Source organism: Ruegeria sp. AK11 (assembly GCF_056541095.1).
Genome location: NZ_JBQFXU010000008.1, coordinates 19,314 through 43,773, shown reverse-complemented (window position 1 = coordinate 43,773; position 24,460 = coordinate 19,314). Strand labels below are relative to the sequence as shown.

The 24,460-nt window shown below is 57.4% G+C and carries 21 protein-coding genes; 13 read left to right on the top strand and 8 right to left on the bottom strand.

Translation table 11 applies throughout. From position 1 onward, the window contains the following. The first annotated feature begins 1 nt into the window (after window position 1). The 4 genes from rimP to infB are packed head-to-tail and all read left to right on the top strand — an operon-like array spanning window position 2 to window position 5,352. Window positions 2-592: a ribosome maturation factor RimP gene (rimP, locus tag ACR0D9_RS15860; RefSeq protein WP_267363111.1), complete on the top strand. Its 591-nt coding sequence runs from the start codon at window positions 2-4 to the stop codon at window positions 590-592. After that, window positions 592-2,211 (top strand): transcription termination factor NusA, encoded by a 1,620-nt coding sequence (gene nusA, locus ACR0D9_RS15855; RefSeq protein ID WP_480488115.1) that lies wholly within the window; start codon window positions 592-594, stop codon window positions 2,209-2,211. The genes rimP and nusA overlap by 1 nt, the downstream gene beginning before the upstream one ends. Window positions 2,212-2,233: 22 nt before the next feature. Then, the gene (locus ACR0D9_RS15850; RefSeq protein WP_480488113.1) at window positions 2,234-2,857 is read left to right on the top strand and encodes an RNA-binding protein; all 624 of its coding nucleotides are present in this window, start codon (window positions 2,234-2,236) and stop codon (window positions 2,855-2,857) included. 8 nt (window positions 2,858-2,865) lie between these two features. Further along, entirely contained in the window at window positions 2,866-5,352 is a 2,487-nt protein-coding gene (gene infB / locus ACR0D9_RS15845) for a translation initiation factor IF-2 (RefSeq protein WP_480488111.1), read from the top strand. Window positions 5,353-5,418: 66 nt separating this feature from the next. Here infB and ACR0D9_RS15840 read toward each other — a convergent pair whose 3' ends face one another. The 5 genes from ACR0D9_RS15840 to ACR0D9_RS15820 all read right to left on the bottom strand — a co-directional run bounded on the left by ACR0D9_RS15840 (window position 5,419) and on the right by ACR0D9_RS15820 (window position 10,100). Then, window positions 5,419-6,246, bottom strand: coding sequence for an alpha/beta hydrolase (locus ACR0D9_RS15840; RefSeq protein WP_480539400.1), 828 nt, complete (start codon window positions 6,244-6,246; stop codon window positions 5,419-5,421). 3 nt (window positions 6,247-6,249) lie between these two features. Beyond that, on the bottom strand, window positions 6,250-7,134 hold the full coding sequence (locus ACR0D9_RS15835) for a tryptophan 2,3-dioxygenase (RefSeq protein WP_480483938.1): 885 nt from the start codon (window positions 7,132-7,134) through the stop codon (window positions 6,250-6,252). Window positions 7,135-7,198: 64 nt separating this feature from the next. After that, on the bottom strand, window positions 7,199-8,227 hold the full coding sequence (gene tdh, locus ACR0D9_RS15830) for an L-threonine 3-dehydrogenase (RefSeq protein WP_480488190.1): 1,029 nt from the start codon (window positions 8,225-8,227) through the stop codon (window positions 7,199-7,201). Between the two features lie 14 nt (window positions 8,228-8,241). Continuing rightward, entirely contained in the window at window positions 8,242-9,426 is a 1,185-nt protein-coding gene (locus ACR0D9_RS15825; RefSeq protein WP_480483939.1) for a glycine C-acetyltransferase, read from the bottom strand. A 110-nt stretch (window positions 9,427-9,536) separates the two neighbouring features. Beyond that, window positions 9,537-10,100: a helix-turn-helix domain-containing protein gene (locus ACR0D9_RS15820; protein ID WP_480539398.1), complete on the bottom strand. Its 564-nt coding sequence runs from the start codon at window positions 10,098-10,100 to the stop codon at window positions 9,537-9,539. A 116-nt stretch (window positions 10,101-10,216) separates the two neighbouring features. On the opposite strand from ACR0D9_RS15820, the gene ACR0D9_RS15815 reads away from it, so the two are divergent. Further along, window positions 10,217-11,392, top strand: coding sequence for an acetyl-CoA C-acyltransferase family protein (locus ACR0D9_RS15815; RefSeq protein WP_480488107.1), 1,176 nt, complete (start codon window positions 10,217-10,219; stop codon window positions 11,390-11,392). Between the two features lie 96 nt (window positions 11,393-11,488). Here the strand turns inward: ACR0D9_RS15815 and ubiB are convergent, their stop codons facing one another. Next, window positions 11,489-13,018 (bottom strand): 2-polyprenylphenol 6-hydroxylase, encoded by a 1,530-nt coding sequence (gene ubiB / locus ACR0D9_RS15810; RefSeq protein ID WP_480483942.1) that lies wholly within the window; start codon window positions 13,016-13,018, stop codon window positions 11,489-11,491. Window positions 13,019-13,021: 3 nt separating this feature from the next. Next, on the bottom strand, window positions 13,022-13,774 hold the full coding sequence (ubiE, locus tag ACR0D9_RS15805) for a bifunctional demethylmenaquinone methyltransferase/2-methoxy-6-polyprenyl-1,4-benzoquinol methylase UbiE (protein WP_480539396.1): 753 nt from the start codon (window positions 13,772-13,774) through the stop codon (window positions 13,022-13,024). Between the two features lie 86 nt (window positions 13,775-13,860). Here ubiE and mutM point away from each other — a divergent pair, with 86 nt between their 5' ends. The 6 genes from mutM to recF all read left to right on the top strand — a co-directional run bounded on the left by mutM (window position 13,861) and on the right by recF (window position 20,486). Next, window positions 13,861-14,712, top strand: a complete 852-nt coding sequence (mutM, locus tag ACR0D9_RS15800) for a bifunctional DNA-formamidopyrimidine glycosylase/DNA-(apurinic or apyrimidinic site) lyase (RefSeq protein ID WP_480488106.1) — start codon at window positions 13,861-13,863, stop codon at window positions 14,710-14,712. Between the two features lie 66 nt (window positions 14,713-14,778). Continuing rightward, window positions 14,779-15,555 carry an enoyl-CoA hydratase gene (locus ACR0D9_RS15795; protein ID WP_267363125.1) on the top strand — a complete coding sequence of 259 codons (777 nt, stop codon included), beginning with the start codon at window positions 14,779-14,781 and terminating at the stop codon, window positions 15,553-15,555. Between the two features lie 225 nt (window positions 15,556-15,780). Next, complete coding sequence (gene rpsT, locus ACR0D9_RS15790; protein ID WP_039541017.1) at window positions 15,781-16,044, top strand: 30S ribosomal protein S20; 264 nt, start codon at window positions 15,781-15,783, stop codon at window positions 16,042-16,044. Between the two features lie 555 nt (window positions 16,045-16,599). Next, the gene (gene dnaA / locus ACR0D9_RS15785) at window positions 16,600-17,985 is read left to right on the top strand and encodes a chromosomal replication initiator protein DnaA (protein ID WP_480488104.1); all 1,386 of its coding nucleotides are present in this window, start codon (window positions 16,600-16,602) and stop codon (window positions 17,983-17,985) included. A gap of 224 nt (window positions 17,986-18,209) precedes the next feature. Next, window positions 18,210-19,331: a DNA polymerase III subunit beta gene (gene dnaN / locus ACR0D9_RS15780; protein WP_480519984.1), complete on the top strand. Its 1,122-nt coding sequence runs from the start codon at window positions 18,210-18,212 to the stop codon at window positions 19,329-19,331. Window positions 19,332-19,388: 57 nt separating this feature from the next. After that, window positions 19,389-20,486, top strand: coding sequence for a DNA replication/repair protein RecF (recF, locus tag ACR0D9_RS15775; RefSeq protein WP_480539393.1), 1,098 nt, complete (start codon window positions 19,389-19,391; stop codon window positions 20,484-20,486). On the opposite strand, the gene ACR0D9_RS15770 is transcribed toward recF, so the two are convergent. Then, window positions 20,483-21,049 (bottom strand): carboxymuconolactone decarboxylase family protein, encoded by a 567-nt coding sequence (locus tag ACR0D9_RS15770; protein WP_480539392.1) that lies wholly within the window; start codon window positions 21,047-21,049, stop codon window positions 20,483-20,485. The genes recF and ACR0D9_RS15770 overlap by 4 nt on opposite strands. Before the next feature lie 100 nt (window positions 21,050-21,149). On the opposite strand from ACR0D9_RS15770, the gene ACR0D9_RS15765 reads away from it, so the two are divergent. Both ACR0D9_RS15765 and gyrB read left to right on the top strand, forming a co-directional pair. Beyond that, a complete protein-coding gene (locus tag ACR0D9_RS15765) occupies window positions 21,150-21,722 on the top strand; it encodes a TetR/AcrR family transcriptional regulator (protein ID WP_480539390.1) in 573 nt (190 codons plus the stop codon). Between the two features lie 114 nt (window positions 21,723-21,836). Then, window positions 21,837-24,254 carry a DNA topoisomerase (ATP-hydrolyzing) subunit B gene (gyrB, locus tag ACR0D9_RS15760; protein ID WP_480539388.1) on the top strand — a complete coding sequence of 806 codons (2,418 nt, stop codon included), beginning with the start codon at window positions 21,837-21,839 and terminating at the stop codon, window positions 24,252-24,254. The last annotated feature ends 206 nt before the right edge of the window (window positions 24,255-24,460 follow it).

Here is a 24,460-nt window from a genome sequence, read left to right as displayed (position 1 = left end):
GATGACAAACGACCTGATAGCCAAAGCTGCCATCGACCGGCGACTTGCCGAGATCATCACCCCGGTGATCGAAGATCTGGGGTATGAGCTGGTCCGTGTCCGGCTGATGAGTGGTAAGCAGACCACGCTGCAAATCATGGCTGACAAACCCGAAGGCGGCATCGAAGTGGATGACTGCGCCGAGATTTCGAATGCGGTCAGCGCCACCCTGGATGTCGAGGACCCGATCCTTGACGCCTATACGCTTGAGGTGTCCAGCCCCGGTATCGACCGCCCCCTGACCCGCCTCAAGGATTTCGAGACTTTCGAGGGGTATGAGGCCAAGATCGAAACTTCTGAACTGATCGATGGCCGCCGCCGGTTCAAAGGGGAACTGGCCGGGATTGAAGGGGAAGAGGTTCTGATCAATATCCCCGAAGGGTCCGAGACGATCACCATCGGCCTGCAATTCGACTGGCTGAGTGATGCCAAGCTGGTCCTGACCGATGACCTGATCAAGGAAATGCTGCGCCAGCGCAAGGACGCCGGTGCCCTGAACGAAAACGCTTTCGACGAGATTGAGACCGAAGGGTCCGAAGAGGAGACGAACTGATGGCAATTACCTCAGCCAACCAGCTGGAGCTGCTGCAGACTGCCGAGGCCGTGGCCCGCGAAAAGATGATCGACCCCGGTCTGGTTGTCGAAGCGATGGAGGAATCGCTCGCCCGCGCTGCCAAGAGCCGCTACGGTGCCGAGATGGACATCCGCGTGTCCATCGACCGCAAGACCGGCAAGGCGACTTTCACCCGTGTGCGAACCGTGGTCGAGGATGAGGAGCTTGAGAACTATCAGGCCGAGTTCACCGTCGAACAAGCCAAGCAGTACATGGAAGATCCACAGGTCGGTGACGTTTTTGTTGAAGAAGTGCCGCCGGTCGAAATGGGCCGGATTGCGGCGCAGTCCGCCAAGCAAGTGATCCTGCAAAAGGTCCGCGAAGCCGAGCGTGATCGTCAGTATGAGGAATTCAAGGATCGTGCGGGCACCATCATCAACGGTGCCGTCAAGCGCGAAGAATTCGGCAATGTCATCGTCGATCTCGGCGGTGCTGAGGCTGTTCTGCGCCGCAATGACAAGATCGGTCGCGAAAGCTATCGCCCGAATGATCGTGTGCGCGCGTATATCAAGGAAGTCCGCCGCGAAGTGCGTGGCCACCAGATCTTCCTGTCGCGTACCGCGCCAGAGTTCATGGCCGAGCTGTTCAAGATGGAAGTGCCGGAAATCTATGACGGTATCATCGAGGTCAAGGCCGTGGCCCGTGACCCCGGTTCTCGCGCCAAAATCGCCGTGATCTCGTATGACGGCTCGATCGACCCTGTTGGCGCCTGCGTTGGTATGCGCGGCAGCCGCGTGCAGGCCGTTGTGAACGAACTGCAGGGTGAGAAGATTGACATCATCCCGTGGAACGAAGACCAACCGACCTTCCTGGTGAACGCGCTGCAACCTGCCGAGGTTTCGAAGGTTGTTCTGGACGAAGAAGCAGGCAAGATCGAGGTTGTCGTTCCGGAAGAGCAGTTGTCTCTTGCAATCGGTCGTCGCGGTCAGAACGTGCGTCTGGCAAGCCAACTGACCGGGCTGGATATCGACATCATGACCGAAGCTGAAGAATCGGCGCGTCGTCAGAAGGAATTCGAATCTCGTACCAAACTGTTCATGGACAGTCTGGATCTGGACGAGTTCTTTGCGCAACTGCTGGTTTCCGAAGGCTTCACCAACCTCGAAGAAGTTGCCTATGTCGAGATTGATGAACTTCTGGTCATTGACGGCGTCGACGAAGGCACTGCGCAGGAACTTCAGACCCGGGCGCGCGAGTTCCTGGAAGCCCAGGCCAAAGCCGCTCTGGATGCGGCGCGCGCACTGGGTGCCGAGGACAGCCTCATTGAATTCGAAGGCCTGACCCCCCAGATGGTAGAGGCGCTGGCCAAGGACGATGTAAAGACGCTGGAAGATTTCGCAACCTGTGCAGACTGGGAACTGGCCGGTGGCTGGACCACGGTCGACGGTGAACGCGTCAAGGATGATGGCGTGCTGGAGCCCTTTGGCGTCACGCTCGAAGAAGCACAAGACATGGTCATGACTGCGCGTATCCTGTTGGGTTGGGTTGATCCGGCCGAGTTGGAGCAGGCGGAAGAAGACATCGACGGCGACGCAGCAGACGAGGAGGTCGAGGCCTGATCTCAGGTCTCGGGTGGCGCGTATGGGTCGCGGTGGCGTCCATAAGGATCGGTCTGACGGACCCGAACGCAAGTGCATCGCCACAGGCGAGGTTCAGCCTAAATATGGCTTGATCCGCTTTGTGACGGGCCCGGACGGTCAGGTCTTTCCGGATGTCGCGGCAAAGTTGCCGGGACGGGGCGTTTATGTGGCGGCGGATCGTGCTGCGCTGGACAAGGCCATTGGTAAGAAACTGTTTGCGCGGGGGTTCAAGGCACAGGTGACTGTGCCTCAGAACCTCGCGACAGAAGTTGAAAAGCAGATCGCGCGCCGTGTGATTGAGTTGCTCAGTCTGGCGCGCAAGTCCGGCGACGCGGTTGCCGGGTATGAAAAGGTCAAGTCGTGGCTGGACCGGGAAGAGGCTCAGGTGCTGATTCAGGCCACTGATGGATCGGGGCGCGGCAAGTCGAAGCTCAGTACGCCGCACTTCGGAAAATACATCGGTTGGCTGACGGCAGACGAATTAGGGCAGGCATTTGGGCGCCAAACGGTGATTCATGCGGCCTTGGCCTCTGGCGGACTCGCCAAACGTGTTGTAGAGGAAGCGCAGCGCCTGCGTGGCTTGCGCGAAACGGATGACGGCGGCAAGGGCCGCGCGGAAGGGTAAGAAGCTTTATGAGCGATAGTGACGGCAAAAAGACATTGGGTCTTCGTGGCGGGGCACGCCCCGGAAATGTGAAACAGAGTTTCAGCCACGGACGCACCAAGAATGTCGTGGTGGAAACCAAACGCAAGCGCGTGGTGGTCCCCAAGCCGGGCGCGGCAAAGCCGGGTGGCGGTGCCGCCCCTTCGGGTGATCCGTCGCGTCGTCCCGCAGGTATTTCGGACGCGGAAATGGCGCGCCGTATGAAGGCTTTGCAGGCTGCCAAGGCCCGCGAGGTCGAAGAGGCCGCTGAACGCGAAGCCGCTGAAAAGGCACGCGAAGAAGAGCGCGTGCGCCGCCGCGCGGAACAGGAAGCGAAAGAACGCGAGCAGCGTGAAGCGGAAGAGCGCGCGCGTCAGAAAGCCGAAGATGAAGAGCGCAAGCGCGTGGAGGCTGAAGAAGAAGCCAAGCGTGCCGCTGTTGCTGCTGCCGCTTCGCCGGCCCCTGAAGAAGCCAAAGCTGCACGCAGCCCGGCCAGCAAACCTGCGCCTGCTGCCGCACCTCGCAAGCAGGATCGCGAACGCGAACAGCGCGGTCGTGGCAAGGGTCGTGAAGACAACCGTCGTTCGGGCAAGCTGACACTGGGTCAGGCCACCGGTGACGAAGGCAGCCGCCAGCGGTCGATGGCAGCGATGAAGCGCAAGCAGGAACGCGCCCGTCAGAAAGCCATGGGCGGTTCGGTCGAGCGGGAAAAGGTGATCCGCGACGTACAACTGCCTGAGGCGATCATGGTCTCGGAACTGGCCAACCGTATGGCCGAGCGCGTGGCTGACGTGGTCAAATCACTTATGCAGATGGGCATGATGGTCACGCAGAACCAGACCATCGACGCTGATACTGCCGAGCTGATTATCGAAGAGTTTGGCCATAAGGTCACCCGCGTCTCTGATTCGGATGTTGAGGACGTCATCAAAGAGGTCGAAGACAGCGAAGCCGATCTGAAGCCTCGTCCGCCCGTCATCACCATCATGGGTCACGTCGACCACGGGAAAACATCGCTGCTGGATGCAATCCGCGATGCGCGTGTTGTGGCTGGTGAGGCCGGTGGCATCACCCAGCATATCGGCGCCTATCAGGTGAAAACCGATGGCGGCTCGACGCTGACCTTCCTGGATACACCCGGACACGCGGCCTTCACCTCGATGCGCTCGCGTGGTGCCCAGGTGACCGACATCGTGGTTCTGGTCGTCGCTGCCGATGACGCGGTCATGCCGCAGACAATTGAGGCGATCAATCACGCGAAGGCAGCCAAGGTGCCGATGATCGTGGCGATCAACAAGATCGACAAACATGATGCAAATCCGGACAAGGTGCGCACCGATCTGCTGCAACACGAAGTGATCGTCGAGAAAATGTCGGGTGAGGTTCAGGACGTAGAAGTGTCTGCCATCACCGGTCAAGGTCTGGACGAGTTGCTGGAAGCCATCGCATTGCAGGCCGAGATTCTGGAACTGAAAGCCAACCCTGATCGCGCTGCCCAGGGTGCCGTGATCGAGGCACAGCTGGACGTGGGCCGCGGCCCGGTCGCTACGGTTCTGGTTCAGAACGGTACATTGCGTCAGGGCGATATCTTTGTCGTGGGTGAGCAGTATGGTAAGGTCCGTGCTCTGATCAACGACAAGGGTGAGCGCGTCAAGGAAGCTGGCCCGTCGGTTCCCGTTGAGGTTCTTGGTCTAAACGGTACGCCTGAAGCAGGCGATGTTCTGAACGTGACCGAGACCGAAGCACAAGCCCGTGAAATCGCCGCCTACCGTGAACAGGCCGCCAAGGACAAACGCGCTGCCGCTGGTGCCGCAACGACCCTTGAACAGTTGATGCAGAAGGCAAAGGAAGACGAAAACGTCACCGAGTTGCCCATTCTGATGAAAGCAGACGTTCAGGGTTCGGCGGAAGCCATCGTTCAGGCAATGGAGAAGATCGGCAACGAAGAAGTACGCGTGCGCGTTCTGCATTCGGGTGTTGGTGCCATTACTGAAACGGATGTCGGTCTGGCTGAAGCGTCGGGCGCTCCAATCTTTGGCTTCAACGTGCGGGCCAATGCCTCAGCACGGAATACCGCAAACCAGAAGGGCGTCGAGATTCGCTATTACTCGGTGATTTATGACCTCGTAGACGACGTAAAAGCAGCCGCATCCGGCCTGTTGAGCGCCGAAATTCGCGAGAAGTTCATTGGCTACGCCGAGATTCGCGAAGTCTTCAAGGTTACTGGCGTTGGCAAGGTTGCTGGCTGTCTGGTCACCGAAGGCGTGGCGCGTCGTTCTGCCGGTGTCCGCTTGCTGCGCGACAACGTGGTGATTCACGAAGGCACGCTGAAGACGCTGAAGCGTTTCAAGGACGAAGTGGCCGAGGTTCAGTCGGGTCAGGAATGCGGTATGGCGTTCGAAAACTACGACGATATCCGCGCAGGCGACGTGATCGAAATCTTCGAGCGCGAAGAAGTCACCCGCACGCTGGACTAGCCCGGCAAAGGATGAAAACGAAAAACAGCGGCCCCCTTAGGCCGCTGTTTTCTTTTACCGAAGCGCTTATTTTGTCTGGGGCAGAAACGCATCTGAATGCATGATGATATCGAAATGATGCATTCCTTGCGCGAGCATAAAGCTGACAGAGTGTCCGGCCTTTCGCAGCCTTTCAGCATAGTCGCGGCTTTGGCGAATGAACTCACCTGTATCCCGTTCGGCTACCGAAACATGGTATCGAGGACCGGGCCGGGGCAGATTGCGGATGGGTGACAGATCGTTGACCTCGACCGGCGTCAATTGCAGTGGATCGTTCACCGACATCAGGCTGATCGGTTCCAGGTCGTATATTCCGCTGATCAGAATCACATCCCGCACCCGGAGCCCCGCTTTGGCAAGGGCATCTGATGAGGTTGCCATCACCATCGCCGCCAGATGCGCGCCTGCACTGTGACCTGACAGGGTGATCCGCGACGGATCGAACCCCAACTCCCCCGCCTTGGCCGCCAGCCACAACAACGCGTCACGGCATTCGTCGATCATGTCGCCAACCCGGGCATCGGGTGCCAGCGTGTAGTTTACAGTCGCAAAAGCTTGCCCGTGTTCTACCAGACCTGGTGCCATCAGAGACGATTCATTCTGGCTGAGCGCCTGCCAGTACCCGCCGTGAATGAAGACGTGCAGGGGTGCCTTGTCATCGCGAGCGGGAAAGAAATCAAGGACTTGTACGGGGCTGTCACCATAAGCCAGGTTTTCCCGTACCGGATAGTCGGCCCGCGCCTGAGCGCTTAGCGCCTTATAGCTGGCAAGATACGGGCTTAGGTCGCCGCCGATCATTGTGCTGGGGGAGTACTCCCGCTCCAGCTCGGATTGCGAAAATCCTCGATACAACATGTCTTAGGTCTGCCCGCTGTACATCAATTCGGTGCGCACGTCGTAAAGGTCGTGGAAAAACCGCAGCTCTAGCGCCTTTCGCAAAAAGGCCACGCCGCTTGAGCCACCAGTGCCGGGTTGCATCCCGATCACGCGCTCAACTGCGGTGGCATGATCAAAGCGCCAGCGTTGAAACAGGCTTTCCACATCCATCAGTTTTTCGGCCAAAGCATAAAGATCCCAGTATTTTTCAGTGTTGCGGAATACCTCCACCCAGATTTGTACCACGCGCGAATCGCCGCAATAGGGTTGGGCGTAATCGCGTTCGATCAGATCCTTGGGCACGTCGAACCCTTGACGGGCCAGCATGTGCAACACTTCGTCATAAAGCGACGGTTTGGTCAGAGCGGCATTCAGCATCTCCATCACCTCTGGGTCATGCGCATGGACCTTCAGTGTTGACGCATCCTTGTTGCCAAGAATGAACTCAATCTGCCGATACCCGTAGCTCTGAAACCCTGACGAGCTGCCCAGTGCCTGCCGAAACGTTAAATAGTCGGCAGGCGTCATGGTCAGAAGGGTTTCCCAGGCCGCAATCAGCTGCCGCTGAATGGCCTTGATGCGGTCGAGGTTTTTCATCGCTGGGCCAAATTCATCCTGTTGCAAAAAACGGCGCACCTCGACCAGTTGGTGATGCATCAGTTTCAGCCACAGTTCGCTAACCTGATGGATGATAATGAACAGCATCTCGTCCGGCTGCGCGGGGTCCTGAAAGGTCTTTTGCAGATTCAGCAGTGTTTTGAGTTGCAGAAAATCTCCATAGCTTTTGCGATGTGTCTCGGCGAAATCAGTGACCAGAGTGTCTTCGACACCTCTTTGCAACAGACGATCGTCTTTGTTCGCGCCCATCTCATGCCTCCCTTGTGCGATCCTTGCACCTGTCTAGGCGTTGAGTTCGTAACTTTCCAGCGGGTTAGGTCCAGTCAAGGACAACCTTGCCAGAGAGGCCGGATTTCATCGCGGCAAATCCATCCGCAAAATCATCAACCTCAAAGCGATGCGTGATCACGCGGGACACATCCAAACCGTTTTGCAGCATGGCGATCATCTTGTACCAGGTCTCGAACATCTCGCGACCATAGACACCCTTGATTGTGATCGCCTTGAAAACGATACGCGACCAGTCGACCGGAGATTTCCCCGGCGGTATCCCCAGCAGGGCGATTTTCCCACCCATCACAAGCGCCTCGACCATCTGGTCAAGCGCGGCTTGTGAGCCGGACATTTCAAGCCCCACATCAAAGCCTTCTTTCATTCCAAGCTGTGCGATGACATCGTGCAAATCTTGTTTGGAAACATCAACGGTCCGCACCGATGGCACCACATGTTCCGCCAGTTTCAACCGTTCGGCGTTAATGTCTGTGATCACAACATTGCGGGCGCCTGCATGGCGGGCAACGGCGGCGGCCATGATGCCGATGGGTCCTGCGCCGGTGATCAGGACGTCCTCGCCCAGAAGGTCAAAGCTTAGCGCGGTGTGTACAGCATTGCCCAGCGGATCAAGGATTGCCCCGATCTCATCCGGGATATCGTCCGGCAGGGGAACAACGTTGAAGGCAGGCAATTTCAGGTATTGCGCAAACGCGCCCTGTTCATTCACCCCGATCCCGCGCGTACCGGGGTCGAGGTGAAATTTGCCTGCGCGGCTTTGACGGCTTTCAGTGCCGATCAGATGCCCTTCGCCGGAACAGCGCTGCCCAACGTCCAGCCCGGTGACGTTGCGCCCAACTTCGACGATTTCCCCGGCGAACTCATGACCAGTGATCATCGGAACCGGAACGGTGTGAGAGGCCCACTCATCCCAGTTCCAGATGTGAATGTCGGTACCGCAAATTCCGGTCTTGTTGATCTTGATCAGTACCTCATCAGGCCCGATTTCAGGGACCGGGGCCTGTACCATCCACAACCCTTCTTCAGGTTTCGACTTTTCCAGCGCTTTCATCGTGTTGGGTCGCATCAGATCACCCCCAGTTCCTTGCCAACCTTGCCAAAGGCCGCCAGCGCGCGGTCCAGTTCGTCCCGTGTCAGGGCGGCGTTCATCTGCGTTCTGATCCGCGCCTGTCCGCGGGGAACAACAGGAAAGAAGAAGCCCGAGACATACACGCCCTCGTCAAACAGCTTGGCGGCCATCTCTTGTGCCAGCGTTGCATCGCCCAGCATGACAGGGATAATCGGATGTTCACCGGGCAAAAGGTCAAAGCCAAGCTTTTCCAGACCGGCACGCCAGTACTTTGCGTTTCCGAATAACTGCGCGCGTAGAATGTCGCCTTCTTCGACCAGGCGGATTGCCTCAAGTCCTGCGGCGACGATGGATGGCGGCAGCGAGTTCGAGAACAGATAGGGCCGCGCCCGCTGCCGCAGCAGGTCGATCACTGGCTGCGGCCCGGCGATGTAGCCGCCGATTGCCCCCCCAAGTGCCTTGCCCAAAGTTCCTGTCAGAATGTCGACATCAACACCAAAGTGATCCGGTGTTCCGGCGCCGCGCGGGCCCATGAAGCCGGTTGCATGGCAATCATCGACCATGACGATGGCATCGTATTTATCAGCCAGTTCGCGAATTTTCGGCAAGTTGGCCAAATAGCCATCCATCGAGAACACGCCATCGGTTGCGATCATGATATGACGCGCGCCATCCTCGCGCGCCTGCTTCAGCCACGCTTCCAGGTCGTTCATGTCATTGTTCAGATAGCGATAGCGCTTGGCCTTGCACAGCCGCACCCCGTCAATGATAGAGGCGTGGTTCAGACTGTCCGAAATGATGGCATCTTCAGGCCCCAGCAACGGTTCGAACAACCCGCCATTGGCATCAAAACAGGCCGCGAACAGGATCGCATCATCCTTGTTCAGGAATATCGCCAACCGCTGTTCCAGTTCACGGTGAATATCCTGCGTTCCGCAAATGAACCGGACCGAGGCCATGCCGAATCCTTTCGGACCCATCGCATTTGTTGCGGCCTCGATCAGCGCGGGGTGATCCGCAAGACCCAGATAGTTGTTGGCGCACAGGTTGATCACCCGTTTGCCGCCCACCGTAATCTCACCGCCCTGAGGCGAGGTGATCATTCGTTCGCGTTTATACAGCCCCTCGGATTCGATCTGTGCGAGTGTGTCCGTGATGTGGGACAGGAATGCATCTGCCATGGCGACCTCCGTTCAACTGAGTCGCACATCTAACATAGCGGATGAATTTCCCAAATAGGGGAATTTCAATATACAGGAAAATTTTCCGTGAAGGCGGAAATTTGCTGACGTCAGGCGTTCTTTACGATCAAAAACACCCGCGCTGGTTCTTTGGCTGAGATGGAATGCACGATATCCGCGGCATAGCGGGCGGTGTCCCCTTGGCTCAGATCCGACACGGCACTGCCCGATTTAATTTTGACGGCGCCTTCCAGCACGGTCAGCTGCTCACGCGCGCCGCGCGCATGCGGCTGGCTGTTCAAGGCCCCGCCTTTGTCGAACTCGATATCATAAACCTCATGACCACCGGCCTCTTCCGGTGGGGACAGGATGCGAATGCGGCAGTTCTGCCCCATATTGTCGATGCTGGGCACTTCGGACGCGCGCAGCACCTCGATCTGATCACTGGCTTTTGATCCTTCCAGAAGACCGGCAAAATCCACCTGTAATGCACGGGTCAGGTTCCAGAGGGTCGAGATCGTCGGGCTGCTTTCACCGCGTTCGATCTGGCTTACCATGGATCTGGATACGCCGCTCAGGTTTGCGACTGCTTCCAGCGACAGTCCTTTGGCCCGGCGTGCTTCTTTCAGGCGAGCAGGCAAAAGGTTCAGGATATCGTCTGTATTCTCCGTCATGACGGAATCCATGCGTGTTGGGACCCGGCTTGTCAATTCCATCCGTGACGGCACGTCCTATAGGACAGGATCATGCTGCATGTGCATACTGACGACGATTCCAAGAGGAGAAAGACATGACAGACATCGTATTGCTGGATGGTGCGCGCACCGCGATTGGAACTTTCGGTGGCGCACTTGCGTCAACCGCACCCATTGATCTGGCGACGGTGGTCACCGAAGCGGCCTTAGAACGGTCAGGGGTAGAAGGTGCGCAAATCGGGCATGTTGTATTTGGCCACGTCATCAATACCGAGCCTCGGGACATGTACCTGTCGCGTGTTGCCGCGATGCAGGCTGGGATTCCGAATGGCACCCCTGCGATGAATGTAAACCGTCTGTGTGGCTCGGGCGCACAGGCGATCGTGTCGGCGATGCAGTCCTTGATGCTTGGCGATGCCGATTTCGCTGTGGCAGGTGGCGCAGAAAGCATGTCGCGCAGCCCTTACATTGTTCCACAGGCACGCTGGGGCGCGAAAATGGGTGATGTCACTTCGCTGGACATGATGCTGGGTGCGTTGAACTGCCCCTTTGGCACAGGGCACATGGGTGTGACGGCCGAGAACGTTGCCGATGAACACCAGATCAGCCGTGAACAGATGGACGACTTCGCCCTGACCAGCCAGACCCGCGCGGCAGCCGCAATTGAAGCCGGATATTTCGAAAGCCAGATCGTGCCCGTTCAGGTGAAGGTCAAGCGCGACATGGTGGATTTCAAAGTTGATGAGCATCCCAAAGCGACGACAGCCGATGCGCTGGCCGGGTTGCGACCAGTGTTCAAGAAAGATGGGCGTGTGACGGCGGGCAATGCCTCGGGCATCAACGACGGTGCGGCGGCGATGGTGCTGGCAACGGCAGACGCGGCGGAAAAGGCCGGGTTGAAGCCAAAAGCGCGCGTGATCGGATATGCACATGCTGGCGTGCGCCCCGAAGTCATGGGTATTGGCCCGGTACCGGCTGTGCAAAACCTGCTCAGGAGGACGGGTTTGTCAGTGGAAGACTTTGATGTGATCGAAAGCAACGAAGCATTTGCCGCGCAGGCGCTGGCCGTCAACCAGGAGCTTGGGTTGAATGCAGCGAAGGTGAACCCGAATGGAGGTGCGATTGCGCTGGGGCATCCTGTCGGTGCGACGGGCGCCATCATTACCATGAAGACGCTTTATGAGCTGGAGCGCACAGGCGGATCAAAAGGGTTGATCACCATGTGTATTGGTGGTGGTCAGGGGATCGCCATTGCCATCGAGCGGCTCTGATCCGGGTCTGGGCAAAGGGGGGCTGTCTGCCCCCCATCGCGCAAGGCGCGATTCCCCCCGAGGATATTTTTAGCCAGATGAACCTGCGGATCACAATCAGCCGAGTGTAGTGATCAACAGAACTATGGCTGCGCCGGCAACCGCACCGAGAGCGGCGGGTAGGATTTTTGGCAACAGACCCGAGTTTTCCGGTTCTTCTTTGTGCGTCTGTGCAATCAACGCGTTTTCGACCAATGTCGGCAGGCGCGGACCAAAGCGTGCCAGAACCATAGCGGTTTTGGCAAAGTCACGAAGCGCGGCGCGCGGGCCGATGGATTGTTTGATGTAATCTTCGACCACGGGGCGGGCAACTTCCCAGATATTGATGTGGTCGTCCAGTGACCGGGCAACGCCTTCAACCACGACCATCGTGCGCTGTAGAAGGATCAGCTCGGTTCGGGTTTCCATGCCAAAACGCTCTGTCACTTCGAACAGATAGCTTAGCAAACGGCCCATCGAAATATGCGAGGCATCCATACCGAAGATGGGCTCACCAACCGCACGCAGGGCGCGGGCGAATTCATCGACGTCCTGGTGTGCAGGAACGTAACCGGCTTCGAAATGCACTTCGGCTACGCGCTTGTAGTCGCGGCGGATGAAACCGAACAGAATCTCGGCGTAGACCCGGCGCGTGTATTCGTCGATATGGCCCATGATACCGTAATCATAAGCGATGATATCACCGTTGGCGGCGACCTTGAGGTTGCCCTGATGCATATCGGCGTGGAAATAGCCGTCGCGCAGGGCGTGAAGAAGGAACAGGCGCAGCACACGTTCAGCCAGATCGCGGCGATCGTGGCCAGCGGCGTCCAGTGCGTCATTTTCACCCAATGGAACACCGTCGGCCCAGCTGAGTGTCATCACGCGCCGTGCCGACAGTGACCACAATATAGGCGGCAGCCAGAACCCTTTGTCGTCTTTTGTGTTGGCCGCATATTCCGAGGCAGCAGCGCTTTCCAGACGCAGATCCAGTTCACCCCGTACAACGCCATCGAAATGTTCAATGACCTCCATCGGACGCAATCGGCGAGCACCGGGCGCAAACAAATCGACTATGCGAGCGGCGAAATAAAACGCGTCCACGTCCTTGCGAAATGCGCGCTCAATCCCTGGGCGCAGAACTTTGACGGCGACATCCTCGCCCGTGCTAACAAGTTTGGCTTTGTGGACCTGAGCAATGGACGCGGCTGCAATGGGTTCACTGAAATCGCAGAATATCTCGGCAACAGGCTGCCCCAGTTCCTTTTCCACTTCGGCCAAAGCCACGGCTTTCGAGAACGGCGGCAGCTTGTCCTGCAAAACACGAAGTTGCACAGCCAGTTCATCGCCTACTACATCCGGGCGCGTCGAAAGCACCTGACCAAACTTGATGTAGGCCGGGCCCAAAGCGGTGAGTGCACGTGTTGCAGGCGGCATTTCCGGGTCGCCCTTGTACCCCAGCCACCAAAACGGTTTGCCTAGAGCGTGGGCAAGAAACCGGATAGCCCTTGGCGCCTCGAACGCGTCGAGGACCACGTTCATGGCACCGGTGCGCTCAAGCGTTGCGCCTGTACGGATCAGGCGGATGAAGTTGTGGGGACCACGCATGCGTCAGATCTTCCAGCCGGAATGCAGCGCGGCGATACCCATGCTGAGATTGCGGTATTTGGCGTTTTTGAAGCCAGCAGTTCGGACCATGTTCAGGAAGGTTTCCTGATCGGGGAACTTGCGGATCGACTCCACCAGATACTGATAGCTGTCGTAATCATTCGCGATCAGCTTTCCCATGCGTGGAATGACATTGAAGCTGTAGAGGTCATAGAGCTTCTGCAGCCCGTCATTGGGAAGCTGACTGAACTCCAGTACCATCAGGCGGCCACCGGGTTTCAGCACGCGAAAGGCTTCGTTCAGGGCCTCTTGCGGGCGGGTCACGTTCCGGATGCCGAAAGAAATCGTGTAGACGTCAAAGGTGTTGTCCTCGAACGGCAGGGCCATGGCATCGCCCACCACCCAGTTCAGGCTATCGGCCATCTGGTCGGCTTCGGCGCGTTGCCGGCCTTCGACCAGCATAGGTTCTGTCAGATCAAGAACCGTGGCATGGCCATAGCCTGCACGTTTCAGAAAGCGAAAGGAAATGTCACCGGTTCCGCCTGCAACATCCAGCAAACGCTGACCGGGACGTGGTGCCAGCCAGTCCATCATCGCGTCTTTCCAGACCCGGTGGATACCCATCGACATGACGTCGTTCATCACGTCATATTTCGAGGCGACCGAGTTGAACACGCCCTGCACGCGCCCGGCCTTGTCAGCCTCGCGTACGGTTTCGAACCCGAAATGAGTGGTGTTGTCGCTGTTGTCGGACATAAGCCTTGCCGTTTGTCGAATTTCGCTTCTGTTATAGGGCTCTGGAAGCGGGGCACAATGCGGCCCTTTGGAATAGGAGCCCTGTAATGCCAGAATTGCCCGAGGTCGAGACCGTAAGACGCGGCCTGAGCCTTGCGATGGAGGGGGTCGAGATCGAACGCGCCGATGTGAATCGCCCGGATCTGCGCTGTCCATTTCCCGAACGCATGGCAGAACGGCTGACCGGGCAGCGCGTGGATCGGTTACGGCGGCGATCAAAATATATCCTGGCCGATCTCAGCAGCGGCGAGACATTGTTGATCCATCTGGGGATGTCCGGGCGAATGACGGTGTCAGGGGATCCACTAGGTCATTTCCTGCGCGAACATCCTGCCGCTGAGAAACATGACCATGTTGTTTTTCACATGGCCAACGGGACGCGTATCACCTTTAACGATCCACGCCGGTTCGGAGCGATGGACCTGCTGCCCACAGCCACAGCCGAGGATCACAAGCTTCTGGCGGTTCTGGGACCAGAGCCCTTGGGCAATGATTTCCACGAGCAACACCTGATTGAGGCGCTCAAAGGCAGGAATACCCCAGTCAAATCAGCTCTGCTGGATCAGGGAATCGTTGCCGGATTGGGGAATATCTATGTTTGCGAGGCACTTTATCGCGGCAAGGTGTCGCCACGTCGCAAAGCAGGGCAAATATCTGCGGCACGTGTCGCATCGCTGGTTCCCATCATTCGGAGGGTGTTGCAGGACGCGATCGAAGCAGGCGGATCATCCCTGCGGGATTTCCGCCAAGCTGATGGAGAACTTGGATATTTTCAGCACAGCTTTGATGTCTACGGTCGCGAAGGAAAGCCCTGCCGCACCGAAGGTTGCACTGGTCTGATCCAGAGAATCACCCAGTCCGGCCGCTCATCCTTCTACTGTGCGCAATGCCAAAGATAGCTTGATCCAGAGAATTCGCGTGGTAAGGACTCGTAACTGAACGGAACAACCGGAAGCTTTTTTCTCATGGCTTTTGAGACGATCATCGTCGAAATCGAAGACCACGTCGCCTTAATCAAACTCGACAGACCGGATGCGTTGAATGCGCTGAACTCCCAGTTGCTGGGTGAGTTGTGTACCGCGCTGGAAGAGGCGGACAGCAACGACAAGGTGCGTTGCATCGTCATCACCGGATCGGACAAGGCCTTTGCCGCAGGCGCGGACATCAGGGAAATGTCCGAGATGAGCTTTGTCGATGTCTACACCACCAACCTTTTTGCTGATGCAAACAACCGGGTTTTGGCGATTCGCAAACCGATCATCGCCGCGGTTGCGGGCTATGCTCTGGGTGGGGGATGCGAGTTGGCAATGCTTTGCGATTTCATCATTGCGGCGGACACTGCAAAATTCGGCCAGCCTGAAATCAACCTTGGCGTCATAGCCGGGTTGGGCGGCACCCAGCGTTTGACGCGCTTTGTCGGCAAGTCCAAGGCGATGGACATGAACCTGACTGGTCGGTTTATGGACGCGGACGAAGCCGAGCGCGCTGGTTTGGTCAGCCGGGTCGTACCGGCCAAGAAGCTGATCGAGGAAGCCGTCGGTGCGGCGCAAAAAATAGCCGAGAAATCGGCACTGACGGCAGCGGCGGCAAAAGAAGCGGTCAATCGCAGTTACGAGCTTCCGCTGAGTGAAGGAATGCTGTTTGAGCGTCGCGTCTTCCATTCCATGTTTGCCACCGAGGACCAGAAAGAGGGCATGGCGGCGTTTCTTGAAAAGCGGGCTGCGCAGTTTCGCGACAAGTAAAACGCAAGAGACTAATGAAAGGCGGGCTATGCCCGCCTTTTCTTTACCCGATTTGTGAGCCCCAAGAATCGGCTTGGCAATCCTTGAAATGTTCGGTATTGAGCGCCGCAATACATGCGCGTGCGGCCCGCATGGCCCGACTCACACTCGTGATTTCTGATCCGGTGCGGATATATCCGTGGCGCGCAACCCTTGATAACCGTACCGAACGAAGGTCAGAGATACATGGCAAATTCGCCCCAGGCAAAGAAACGCGCCCGTCAGAACGAAAAGCGTTTCGCTGTTAACAAAGCGCGTCGTTCGCGCATCCGCACCTACCTGCGTAAAGTCGAAGAAGCGATTGCATCCGGTGACAAAGATGCGGCAACCGCAGCACTGCGCGCCGCCCAGCCTGAGCTGATGCGCGGCGTCACCAAAGGCGTGTTCCACAAGAACACTGCCGCGCGTAAAATGTCGCGCCTGTCGGCCCGGGTCAAAGCTCTGGGCTAAAGCCTGAGGGTTACCTTAGGTCAAGTCAGCAAGGCTGAACTAATGTCAAAGGCGCTGCGCATTGCGGCGCTTTTTTCGTGTTGCCGGAATACCGCGCCTTCACGAAACCGAGAGATTCTTTCGACCAAAGACCCGAGTCAATATCAGAGTTTCGTTGCCGCGCCCCATTTCAAGTTGCTACCACTGATGTCAGCGATTCACTCGCTTGGGGGGACAGGCTGTTTACTCGATCGGACTGACGGGCATCAGATCGATCTGGAAACATTCGTCGACGACTGGCGCAAGCTGGGCTGCCGATCTGCCGCGAAGTCCGGGTTATCCGGGATTCTCGGCCCTGTCTGAAAATTGAGATTGTGACGTGCAGCCCGAGTTTCGGGACGCTCATCTATTTTTGAGCGTCGAAAATCCGGGTGCACCGAACTTTCAGGGGCAATCCCCGCCAAACCGTTAGGTTTGGCGACAGGTTCCCTTTGGGTGTGTGAATGCAAGACCGGGCAACCGGCTTCGTATGATAAGGCCGACAGGCCAATAAGAATGGGATGCGTGAGGCGCTGAATGACACAAGAGAAATGGGGACTACTGCGTAACAAATTGCTGAAGGCTGTCGGTCGGAATAATTACACCACATGGATCGAGCCTCTGGAATTTAAAGAGCTGCAGGATGGTGTGGCGGTTTTTTCCGTGCCAACGAACTTTATGGGGAACTACGTTAGCCAGAATTTTGCGGACCTCATCTTGTACGAGCTGAATACGGCTGGGGAAACCGTTCAGCGTCTGGACTTCCGTGTTGCTGCCAACTCGCCCGCGCGTCCCAAGCCCGCAGCCAAGGTGGTCACCGAAACTCAGCCAGAGCCGGTACCCTTAGCGGCGACGGATAGTGCGCAGAACGCTTTGGAGTCGTTGCAGGCCGCGCCGCTCGATTCACGTTTCACCTTTGACAGTTTTGTGGTGGGTAAACCCAACGAGCTGGCCCATGCTGCCGCGCGCCGTGTGTCCGAAGGCGGCCCGGTAACATTCAACCCGCTTGTTCTGTATGGTGGAGTGGGTCTGGGTAAGACCCACCTGATGCACGCAATTGCCTGGGAGCTGAAAACCAAGCATCCGGAACTGAATGTCCTGTACCTGTCAGCCGAACAGTTCATGTATCGCTTCGTGCAGGCCCTGCGGGAACGCCGGATGATGGATTTCAAACATTTGTTCCGTTCGGTCGATGTGTTGATGGTCGATGACGTGCAGTTCATTGCCGGAAAGGATTCTACTCAGGAAGAGTTTTTCCATACGTTCAATGCGCTGGTGGATCAGAACAAGCAGATCATCATCTCGGCCGACCGCGCCCCGGGCGAAATCAAGGATCTGGAAGATCGTGTAAAGTCCCGCCTTCAATGTGGTTTGGTCGTTGACCTGCATCCGACCGACTATGAATTGCGTCTGGGCATTCTTCAGAACAAGGTCCAGCAATATAGCAGTTCCTATCCCGACCTGACGATTGCAGATGGCGTCCTTGAATTTTTGGCTCATCGTATCTCGACCAATGTCCGCGTGCTGGAAGGTGCTCTGACACGTCTGTTTGCCTTTGCCTCGTTGGTTGGACGCGAGATCGACATGGAGCTGACGCAGGATTGTCTGGCAGATGTCCTGCGCGCATCCGAGCGTAAGATCACGGTTGAAGAGATTCAGCGGAAAGTATCCGAATACTACAACATCCGCATGTCCGATATCATCGGTCCCAAGCGCCTGCGATCCTACGCGCGCCCCCGTCAGGTGGCGATGTATCTGTGCAAGCAGCTGACCAGCCGGTCGCTGCCAGAGATCGGCCGCCGGTTCGGCGGGCGCGACCACACCACAGTCATGCATGGCGTCAAGCGCATTGAAGAGCTGAAACTGACTGATGGTCAGATCGCTGAAGACGTGGAAATGCTGCGCCGTTCTCTCGAAGCCTGAACCGGGCCAGTAGTGCTAAGAAACGCTCCGGACTTCTGTGCCGGAGTGTTTTTTGTGCGTAAGAATCCACGGTTGCACCAGAACTGAGGCGTGTGGGGCACGCCGCACTTGACGGTTGGTGCATTCCAACCCAGAAATCCGTAAAAAATCCTTGTGCCTCGGGGTGGAACCGCTAACGTGCCAGTCCCGCCCATGTCGGTACGCAAGTCAGAGGAATTGAGGGTATGAAGATCAGCATTGAACGCGGCACCCTTCTTAAAGCCGTTTCGCAGGCTCAGTCCGTTGTAGAACGTCGCAATACAATTCCTATACTTGCCAATGTCCTGATCGAGGCCGAAGGCGATCAGGTCCAGTTCCGTGCCACCGATCTGGATATCGAAGTGGTCGATAAGGCACCCGCACAGGTCGAAAAGGCGGGCGCGACGACCGTCGCGGCAACAACCCTGCATGAGATTGTGCGCAAACTGCCGGACGGTGCGCTGGTGACATTGACTGCTGACAGCGCCGCAGGACGGCTGACAGTTGAAGCGGGTCGGTCGAATTTTTCGCTGGCGACACTGCCAAAAGAAGATTTTCCGGTGATGGCGTCCTCGGAATATCAATCGAATTTCAGCGCGTCGGCAGCATTGCTGCGCCGGTTGTTCGACAAGTCAAAATTCGCCATCTCGACCGAAGAGACCCGGTACTATCTGAACGGTGTGTACATGCATGTGGCAGATGGGTCCGAGGGTGGAAAAGTGTTGCGTTGTGTGGCCACCGATGGCCACCGGCTTGCGAGAATTGACGCAGATTTGCCAGCTGGCGCGGCGGATATGCCCGGCGTGATCGTGCCTCGCAAAACAGTGGGCGAGTTGCGCAAGCTGTTGGATGACGACGAGATGGATATCGCCGTTTCGGTCAGTGAAACCAAGGTACGCTTTGCCACGCCGGATATCACGCTGACGTCGAAGGTTATTGACGGCACCTTCCCCGACTACACACGTGTTATCCCACAAGGAAATACCCGCAAGCTTGAAGTGGATGCTGCTGAATTCGCGCAGGCCGTAGATCGCGTGGCGACTGTTTCGTCGGAACGGTCGCGGGCAGTGAAGTTGCAATTGGAAGGCGACAAGCTGATCTTGTCGGTGAATGCTCCTGACAGCGGCGCCGCCGAGGAGGAATTGGCTGTCGCTTACGGGGATGAGCGGTTGGAGATCGGGTTCAACGCCAAATACCTGTTGGAGATTGCGTCTCAGGTGGATCGTGAGAATGCAGTTTTCCTGTTCAACTCGGCTGGTGACCCGACATTGATGCGTGAAGGCAACGATCTGAGCGCTGTATACGTCGTCATGCCGATGCGCGTCTGATCGCGCGGATGCGATGCCTCCGGCGGGAGTATTTTTGAAAAGATGAAGGGAGGGGTCATGGGATTGGCCCTGACCGAGCTAACGGTCTCGCATTTTCGATCTCATAAGCTGGCGCGGTTGTCTCTGGACGGCCGACCGGTTGCCATTCACGGGCCGAACGGGGCCGGGAAGACCAATATTCTTGAAGCGGTGTCGTTGTTTTCGCCCGGTCGCGGGATGCGGCGGGCGAGCGCGGCCGAGATGACCCGTCGGCCCGAGGCGTTGGGTTGGAAACTGTCCGGGTTGCTGGACGCTCAGGGGCAGCGGTTTGAAATCGAAACCTGGTCCGAGGGCAGCGCAGCGCGACAGGTGCGAATTGATGGCAAGTCGGCGACCCAGATCAATCTGGGGAAACTTGCACGGGTAGTCTGGCTGACCCCGTCCATGGACCGTCTGTGGATTGAAGGGGCTGAGGGACGCCGTCGGTTTCTGGACCGTATCGCGCTGAGTTTTGACCCGGCCCACGCCGAAACATCGCTGATTTATGAAAAAGCGATGCGCGAACGTAACCGTCTGCTGAAAGAGCAGATCAGGGACGCGCATTGGTACGCCGCGCTTGAAGGGCAGTTGGCCGAGACGGGGCACCGCATCCATACCGCGCGGTTGAGGTCGCTGGATCTTCTGCGGGCGGCGCAGGACCGGGCGGAAACGGTCTTTCCTTCGGCCGAACTGGAGTTGGTGCAAACCGAAGGCGCAATGCCCGAGACAGCGGAAGATTTGCGAGACGCGTTGAGCGAGAGCCGGTTCAGGGATCTGGCAGCGGGCCGAACCCTGGTGGGGCCGCATCGGTCCGACCTGTACGGTGTGTTCGCGGCCAAGGGCGTGCCGGCACGGGAGTGTTCCACTGGTGAGCAGAAAGCGCTCTTGGTGTCGCTGATCCTGTCCAATGCGCGGGCGCTGGCGGCAATGCTGGGCGCACCTCCAATCGTACTGCTGGATGAAGTGGCCGCGCATCTGGATGCTGGGCGGCGTGCAGCGCTTTATGACGAGATTTGCGCGCTGGGCGCTCAGGCCTGGATGACCGGTACCGGGCCTGAACTGTTTGCGGAATTGGGCGACCGGGCCCAGACGCTGATCGTTACCGAAAGCGATGAGGGTTCGGTCGTGACTGCTTAGGCCGGTTCGCTGACTTTACGTTCCCACAGAAAACCGCGCATAACTTCGTCCACTGGGGTTTTGGCCATGTGGTTAACGTAGTTCGACATGGTTTTCTGGGCCAGACCCAGCACGACATCCAGAACCGCGCGATGGGAATAGCCCGCATCAAAGAACGCCTGAAGCTGATCTTCGGTCGGGTTGCCGCGTGTTTCCATGACTTGCAGGGTGAAGGTGCGCAGTGCTTCGAGCTTGGCTGAAGGCAGTGGGGTTTCATTGCGCAGGGCGTCTGAGATATCATCCGATATCTTCATCATCTTGGCGATACCGGTGTGGGCGGGCACGCAGTAGTGGCACTCGTTTTCCACATTGATGGTCTGCCAGACGACGGTTTTCTCATCATTGTCGAAATCGGTTTGCAGGAACAGACCGTGCAAAATCTGGTAGCCTTCCAGATGTTGAGGGCTTTCGGCCATGACCTTATGCAGGCCGGGCAAGCGACCAAAAGCGGCCTGAGACTTTTGCAGCAGCGGTTTGGACGCTTCAGGCGCGGTTTCGAGGTCGTGAGACGGGAAATTGGCCATGTTGGAACTCCTGTTTCTGGCGCGATGGGTCGTATTTAGGGTTTCTTGAGTGATCGCTCAAGTATATATTTGAGTGAGCGTTCAAGAATTGGTGATGTTGATGCCTCGCAAACCCGCATATGATCGTGACGCGTTGATCGCGAAGGCGAAGGATATCTTCTGGCGTCAGGGCTGGGCTGGTACATCGCTGAAGGATCTGGAGCGGGAACTGAAGCTGAAGCCCGGCAGTTTTTATGTGGCGTTCGGGTCGAAAGATGCGCTCTATGCGCTAACGCTGGAGAGCTATACGCAAGAAGGTGTGGCGCGCCTAAATGCCCTGGTGGAAAAACTGGGCCCGAAGGAGGCGCTGAAAGCGCAGCCCCGATTGGTGATCGAAGCAGCCGAGACCCCGGCAAAGGCCTGCATGTTGGCAAAGACATATGCCGAGATGAAGGCGAAGGATCATGACCTTGCGGATCAGGCGGCGCATTACATGGCGGAAATGAAAGACTGTTTCGCGGATATGTTTCGCAAGGCTCAGGATGCCGGTGAAATCGGGGCGGGACATGATCCGGATCGATTGGCGGCACGGTATCAGTCGGACATTCTCGGGCTGCGATTGTCGGCCGAGCGCAAGGATGTCGATGCGTTGGAAATTGCCGCGGATATCGCTTCTGATATCGATCGTTTGTGATCCCCTTTTCGGGTGGCAAAAAACGATCCGGAACAACACAAAATATTGGGGGATGGCGTGACAATCCCTACCAGAAAACGTATAAGTTACCAAAATAATATAGGTACTGACTGAATGTCCGAAGACGCACAGGCTCCTCAAGAATACGGCGCAGATTCTATCAAGGTTCTCAAAGGCTTGGAGGCAGTTCGCAAACGCCCCGGCATGTATATCGGAGACACGGATGATGGCTCGGGTCTGCACCATATGGTGTATGAGGTTGTCGACAACGGGATTGACGAGGCTCTGGCGGGTCATGCCGACCATGTGACGGTGAAAATTCACGCCGATTCCAGTGTTTCGGTCAGCGACAATGGGCGTGGTATTCCGGTGGACATCCACCCGGAAGAAGGCGTGTCGGCGGCCGAGGTCATCATGACCCAACTGCACGCTGGCGGAAAATTCGACAGCAATTCGTACAAGGTGTCGGGCGGCCTGCACGGTGTGGGTGTTTCCGTGGTGAACGCGCTTTCGGATTGGTTGGAACTGCGTGTCTGGCGCAATGGCAAAGAGCATGTCGCGCGGTTTGAAGGTGGCGAAACCGCTGAGCACCTGAAGGTTGTCGGTGAATGCGGAGACCGGACAGGAACAGAAGTGCGGTTTCTGGCTTCGACCGATACATTCTCGAACCTCGAATACTCATTCGAGACATTGGAAAAACGCCTGCGCGAACTGGCTTTCCTGAATTCGGGCGTGCGGATCATCCTGATTGACGAGCGTCCGGCGGAACGGCTGGAAACTGAGTTGTTCTATGAAGGTGGGGTCAAGGAATTCGTCAAGTATCTCGACCGGTCCAAAACCCCTGCCATGTCCGAGCCGATCTATATCAAGGGCGAGCGCGACGATATCGGCGTGGAAATCGCAATGTGGTGGAATGACAGCTATCACGAATCTGTCCTGCCCTTTACCAACAATATACCTCAGCGCGATGGCGGTACCCATGTGGCGGGTTTCCGTGGTGCCCTGACCCGGACGATCAACAACTACGCGCAGTCCAGCGGGATCGCGAAAAAGGAAAAGGTCAGCTTTACCGGTGATGACGCGCGCGAAGGTCTGACCTGTGTGCTGTCGGTCAAAGTGCCTGATCCGAAATTCTCGTCACAGACCAAAGACAAGCTGGTCAGTTCGGAGGTTCGTCCGGCGGTCGAAGGTCTGATGAACGAAAAACTTGCCGAGTGGTTTGAAGAAAACCCGACTGAGGCCAAGGCGATCGTCGGCAAGATCATCGAGGCCGCTCTGGCGCGTGAGGCCGCGCGCAAGGCGCGTGAACTGACCCGCCGCAAAACGGCGATGGATGTGAACTATCTGGCGGGCAAGCTGAAGGATTGTTCCGAAAAAGACCCGTCCAAAACCGAAGTCTTCCTTGTCGAGGGCGATTCAGCCGGAGGGTCGGCGCAAACGGGCCGTGACCGGCTGACTCAGGCGGTTCTGCCGCTGCGCGGTAAGATACTGAACGTGGAACGCGCGCGGTTTGACCGGATGTTGTCCTCGCAGGAGATTGGTAATCTTGTCATGGCGCTGGGCACGGGTATTGGCCGCGATGAGTTCAACATCGAAAAGCTGCGTTACCACAAGATTGTCATCATGACTGACGCGGATGTGGACGGTGCGCACATCCGGACCCTGTTGCTGACGTTCTTCTACCGGCAAATGCCTGAGCTGATCGAAGGTGGGTATCTCTATATCGCGCAGCCGCCACTTTATAAGGTTTCGCGCGGTAAATCAGAGGTTTATCTGAAAGATCAGGCGGCGCTGGACGATTATCTCGTCAATCAGGGGATCGAGGGTGCCGTGCTGAAACTGGGATCGGGCGAAGAGATCATTGGTCAGGATTTGGCCCGCGTGGTGGACGAAGCGCGACAGTTGAAGCGTGTTCTGGACGCCTTCCCGACACACTACCCGCGCCACATTCTGGAACAGGCAGCCGTTGCCGGTGCCTTTGTGCCGGGTGCGGTGGACGCCGACCTGCAAGGGGTGGCTGACAAGGTTGCCGCCCGTCTGGATCTGATCGCGTTGGAGTATGAGCGTGGCTGGCAGGGCCGGATCACGCAGGATCACGGAATTCGCCTGGCCCGCATTCTGCGTGGTGTCGAAGAGGTTCGCACCTTGGACGGCCCGATGCTGCGGTCGGGGGAGGCCCGCAAAACAGGCAGCTTCACGCAAAGCCTGCAAGAGGTCTACAACACATCGGCCACGTTGATCCGCCGTGATCGTAGCCAATTGATCCACGGTCCGCTGGACCTGTTGCGCGCCATTCTGGAAGAAGGGGAAAAGGGCCTGTCCCTGCAGCGCTACAAAGGTCTGGGAGAGATGAACCCCGACCAGCTTTGGGAAACAACTTTGGACCCGGATGCACGCACGCTGCTTCAAGTGCGCGTAGACGATATGGTGGAAGCCGACGATCTGTTCACCAAGCTAATGGGTGATGTTGTCGAACCTCGTCGGGAATTTATCCAGAAAAACGCTTTGAGCGTCGAGAATCTGGATTTCTGACGGTGTAAAGACCAACGTGCTACCTGTTTGGGGCTGAAGTCGATCTGTGCAATTGCTGATCGAGCGATGTGCATCTTGGATGGCACTGGCCATGCTTCAGCGTGCGGGCTCTGACCTATCAGTCGACGTAACGAAACTGTGGTAAAGCCTGCTCGGTTGCTTCTAACCTTTGCCGGGCGAGGTAGCGGCAGGAATGGTTGCGGCGG

Bases quoted from the DNA above. Each gene is read 5' to 3' on its own strand.
- recF (WP_480539393.1), top strand. From the start codon at position 19,389: ATGGGATTGGCCCTGACCGAGCTAACGGTCTCGCATTTTCGATCTCAT.
- ACR0D9_RS15825 (WP_480483939.1), bottom strand. From the start codon at position 9,426: ATGGCAGATGCATTCCTGTCCCACATCACGGACACACTCGCACAGATC.
- dnaN (WP_480519984.1), top strand. From the start codon at position 18,210: ATGAAGATCAGCATTGAACGCGGCACCCTTCTTAAAGCCGTTTCGCAG.
- ubiE (WP_480539396.1), bottom strand. From the start codon at position 13,774: ATGTCCGACAACAGCGACAACACCACTCATTTCGGGTTCGAAACCGTA.
- ACR0D9_RS15765 (WP_480539390.1), top strand. From the start codon at position 21,150: ATGCCTCGCAAACCCGCATATGATCGTGACGCGTTGATCGCGAAGGCG.
- ACR0D9_RS15770 (WP_480539392.1), bottom strand. From the start codon at position 21,049: ATGGCCAATTTCCCGTCTCACGACCTCGAAACCGCGCCTGAAGCGTCC.
- ACR0D9_RS15835 (WP_480483938.1), bottom strand. From the start codon at position 7,134: ATGGGCGCGAACAAAGACGATCGTCTGTTGCAAAGAGGTGTCGAAGAC.
- infB (WP_480488111.1), top strand. From the start codon at position 2,866: ATGAGCGATAGTGACGGCAAAAAGACATTGGGTCTTCGTGGCGGGGCA.
- rpsT (WP_039541017.1), top strand. From the start codon at position 15,781: ATGGCAAATTCGCCCCAGGCAAAGAAACGCGCCCGTCAGAACGAAAAG.
- dnaA (WP_480488104.1), top strand. From the start codon at position 16,600: ATGACACAAGAGAAATGGGGACTACTGCGTAACAAATTGCTGAAGGCT.
- gyrB (WP_480539388.1), top strand. From the start codon at position 21,837: ATGTCCGAAGACGCACAGGCTCCTCAAGAATACGGCGCAGATTCTATC.
- tdh (WP_480488190.1), bottom strand. From the start codon at position 8,227: ATGAAAGCGCTGGAAAAGTCGAAACCTGAAGAAGGGTTGTGGATGGTA.
- nusA (WP_480488115.1), top strand. From the start codon at position 592: ATGGCAATTACCTCAGCCAACCAGCTGGAGCTGCTGCAGACTGCCGAG.
- ubiB (WP_480483942.1), bottom strand. From the start codon at position 13,018: ATGCGTGGTCCCCACAACTTCATCCGCCTGATCCGTACAGGCGCAACG.
- ACR0D9_RS15850 (WP_480488113.1), top strand. From the start codon at position 2,234: ATGGGTCGCGGTGGCGTCCATAAGGATCGGTCTGACGGACCCGAACGC.
- ACR0D9_RS15840 (WP_480539400.1), bottom strand. From the start codon at position 6,246: ATGTTGTATCGAGGATTTTCGCAATCCGAGCTGGAGCGGGAGTACTCC.
- rimP (WP_267363111.1), top strand. From the start codon at position 2: ATGACAAACGACCTGATAGCCAAAGCTGCCATCGACCGGCGACTTGCC.
- ACR0D9_RS15795 (WP_267363125.1), top strand. From the start codon at position 14,779: ATGGCTTTTGAGACGATCATCGTCGAAATCGAAGACCACGTCGCCTTA.
- ACR0D9_RS15820 (WP_480539398.1), bottom strand. From the start codon at position 10,100: ATGACGGAGAATACAGACGATATCCTGAACCTTTTGCCTGCTCGCCTG.
- mutM (WP_480488106.1), top strand. From the start codon at position 13,861: ATGCCAGAATTGCCCGAGGTCGAGACCGTAAGACGCGGCCTGAGCCTT.
- ACR0D9_RS15815 (WP_480488107.1), top strand. From the start codon at position 10,217: ATGACAGACATCGTATTGCTGGATGGTGCGCGCACCGCGATTGGAACT.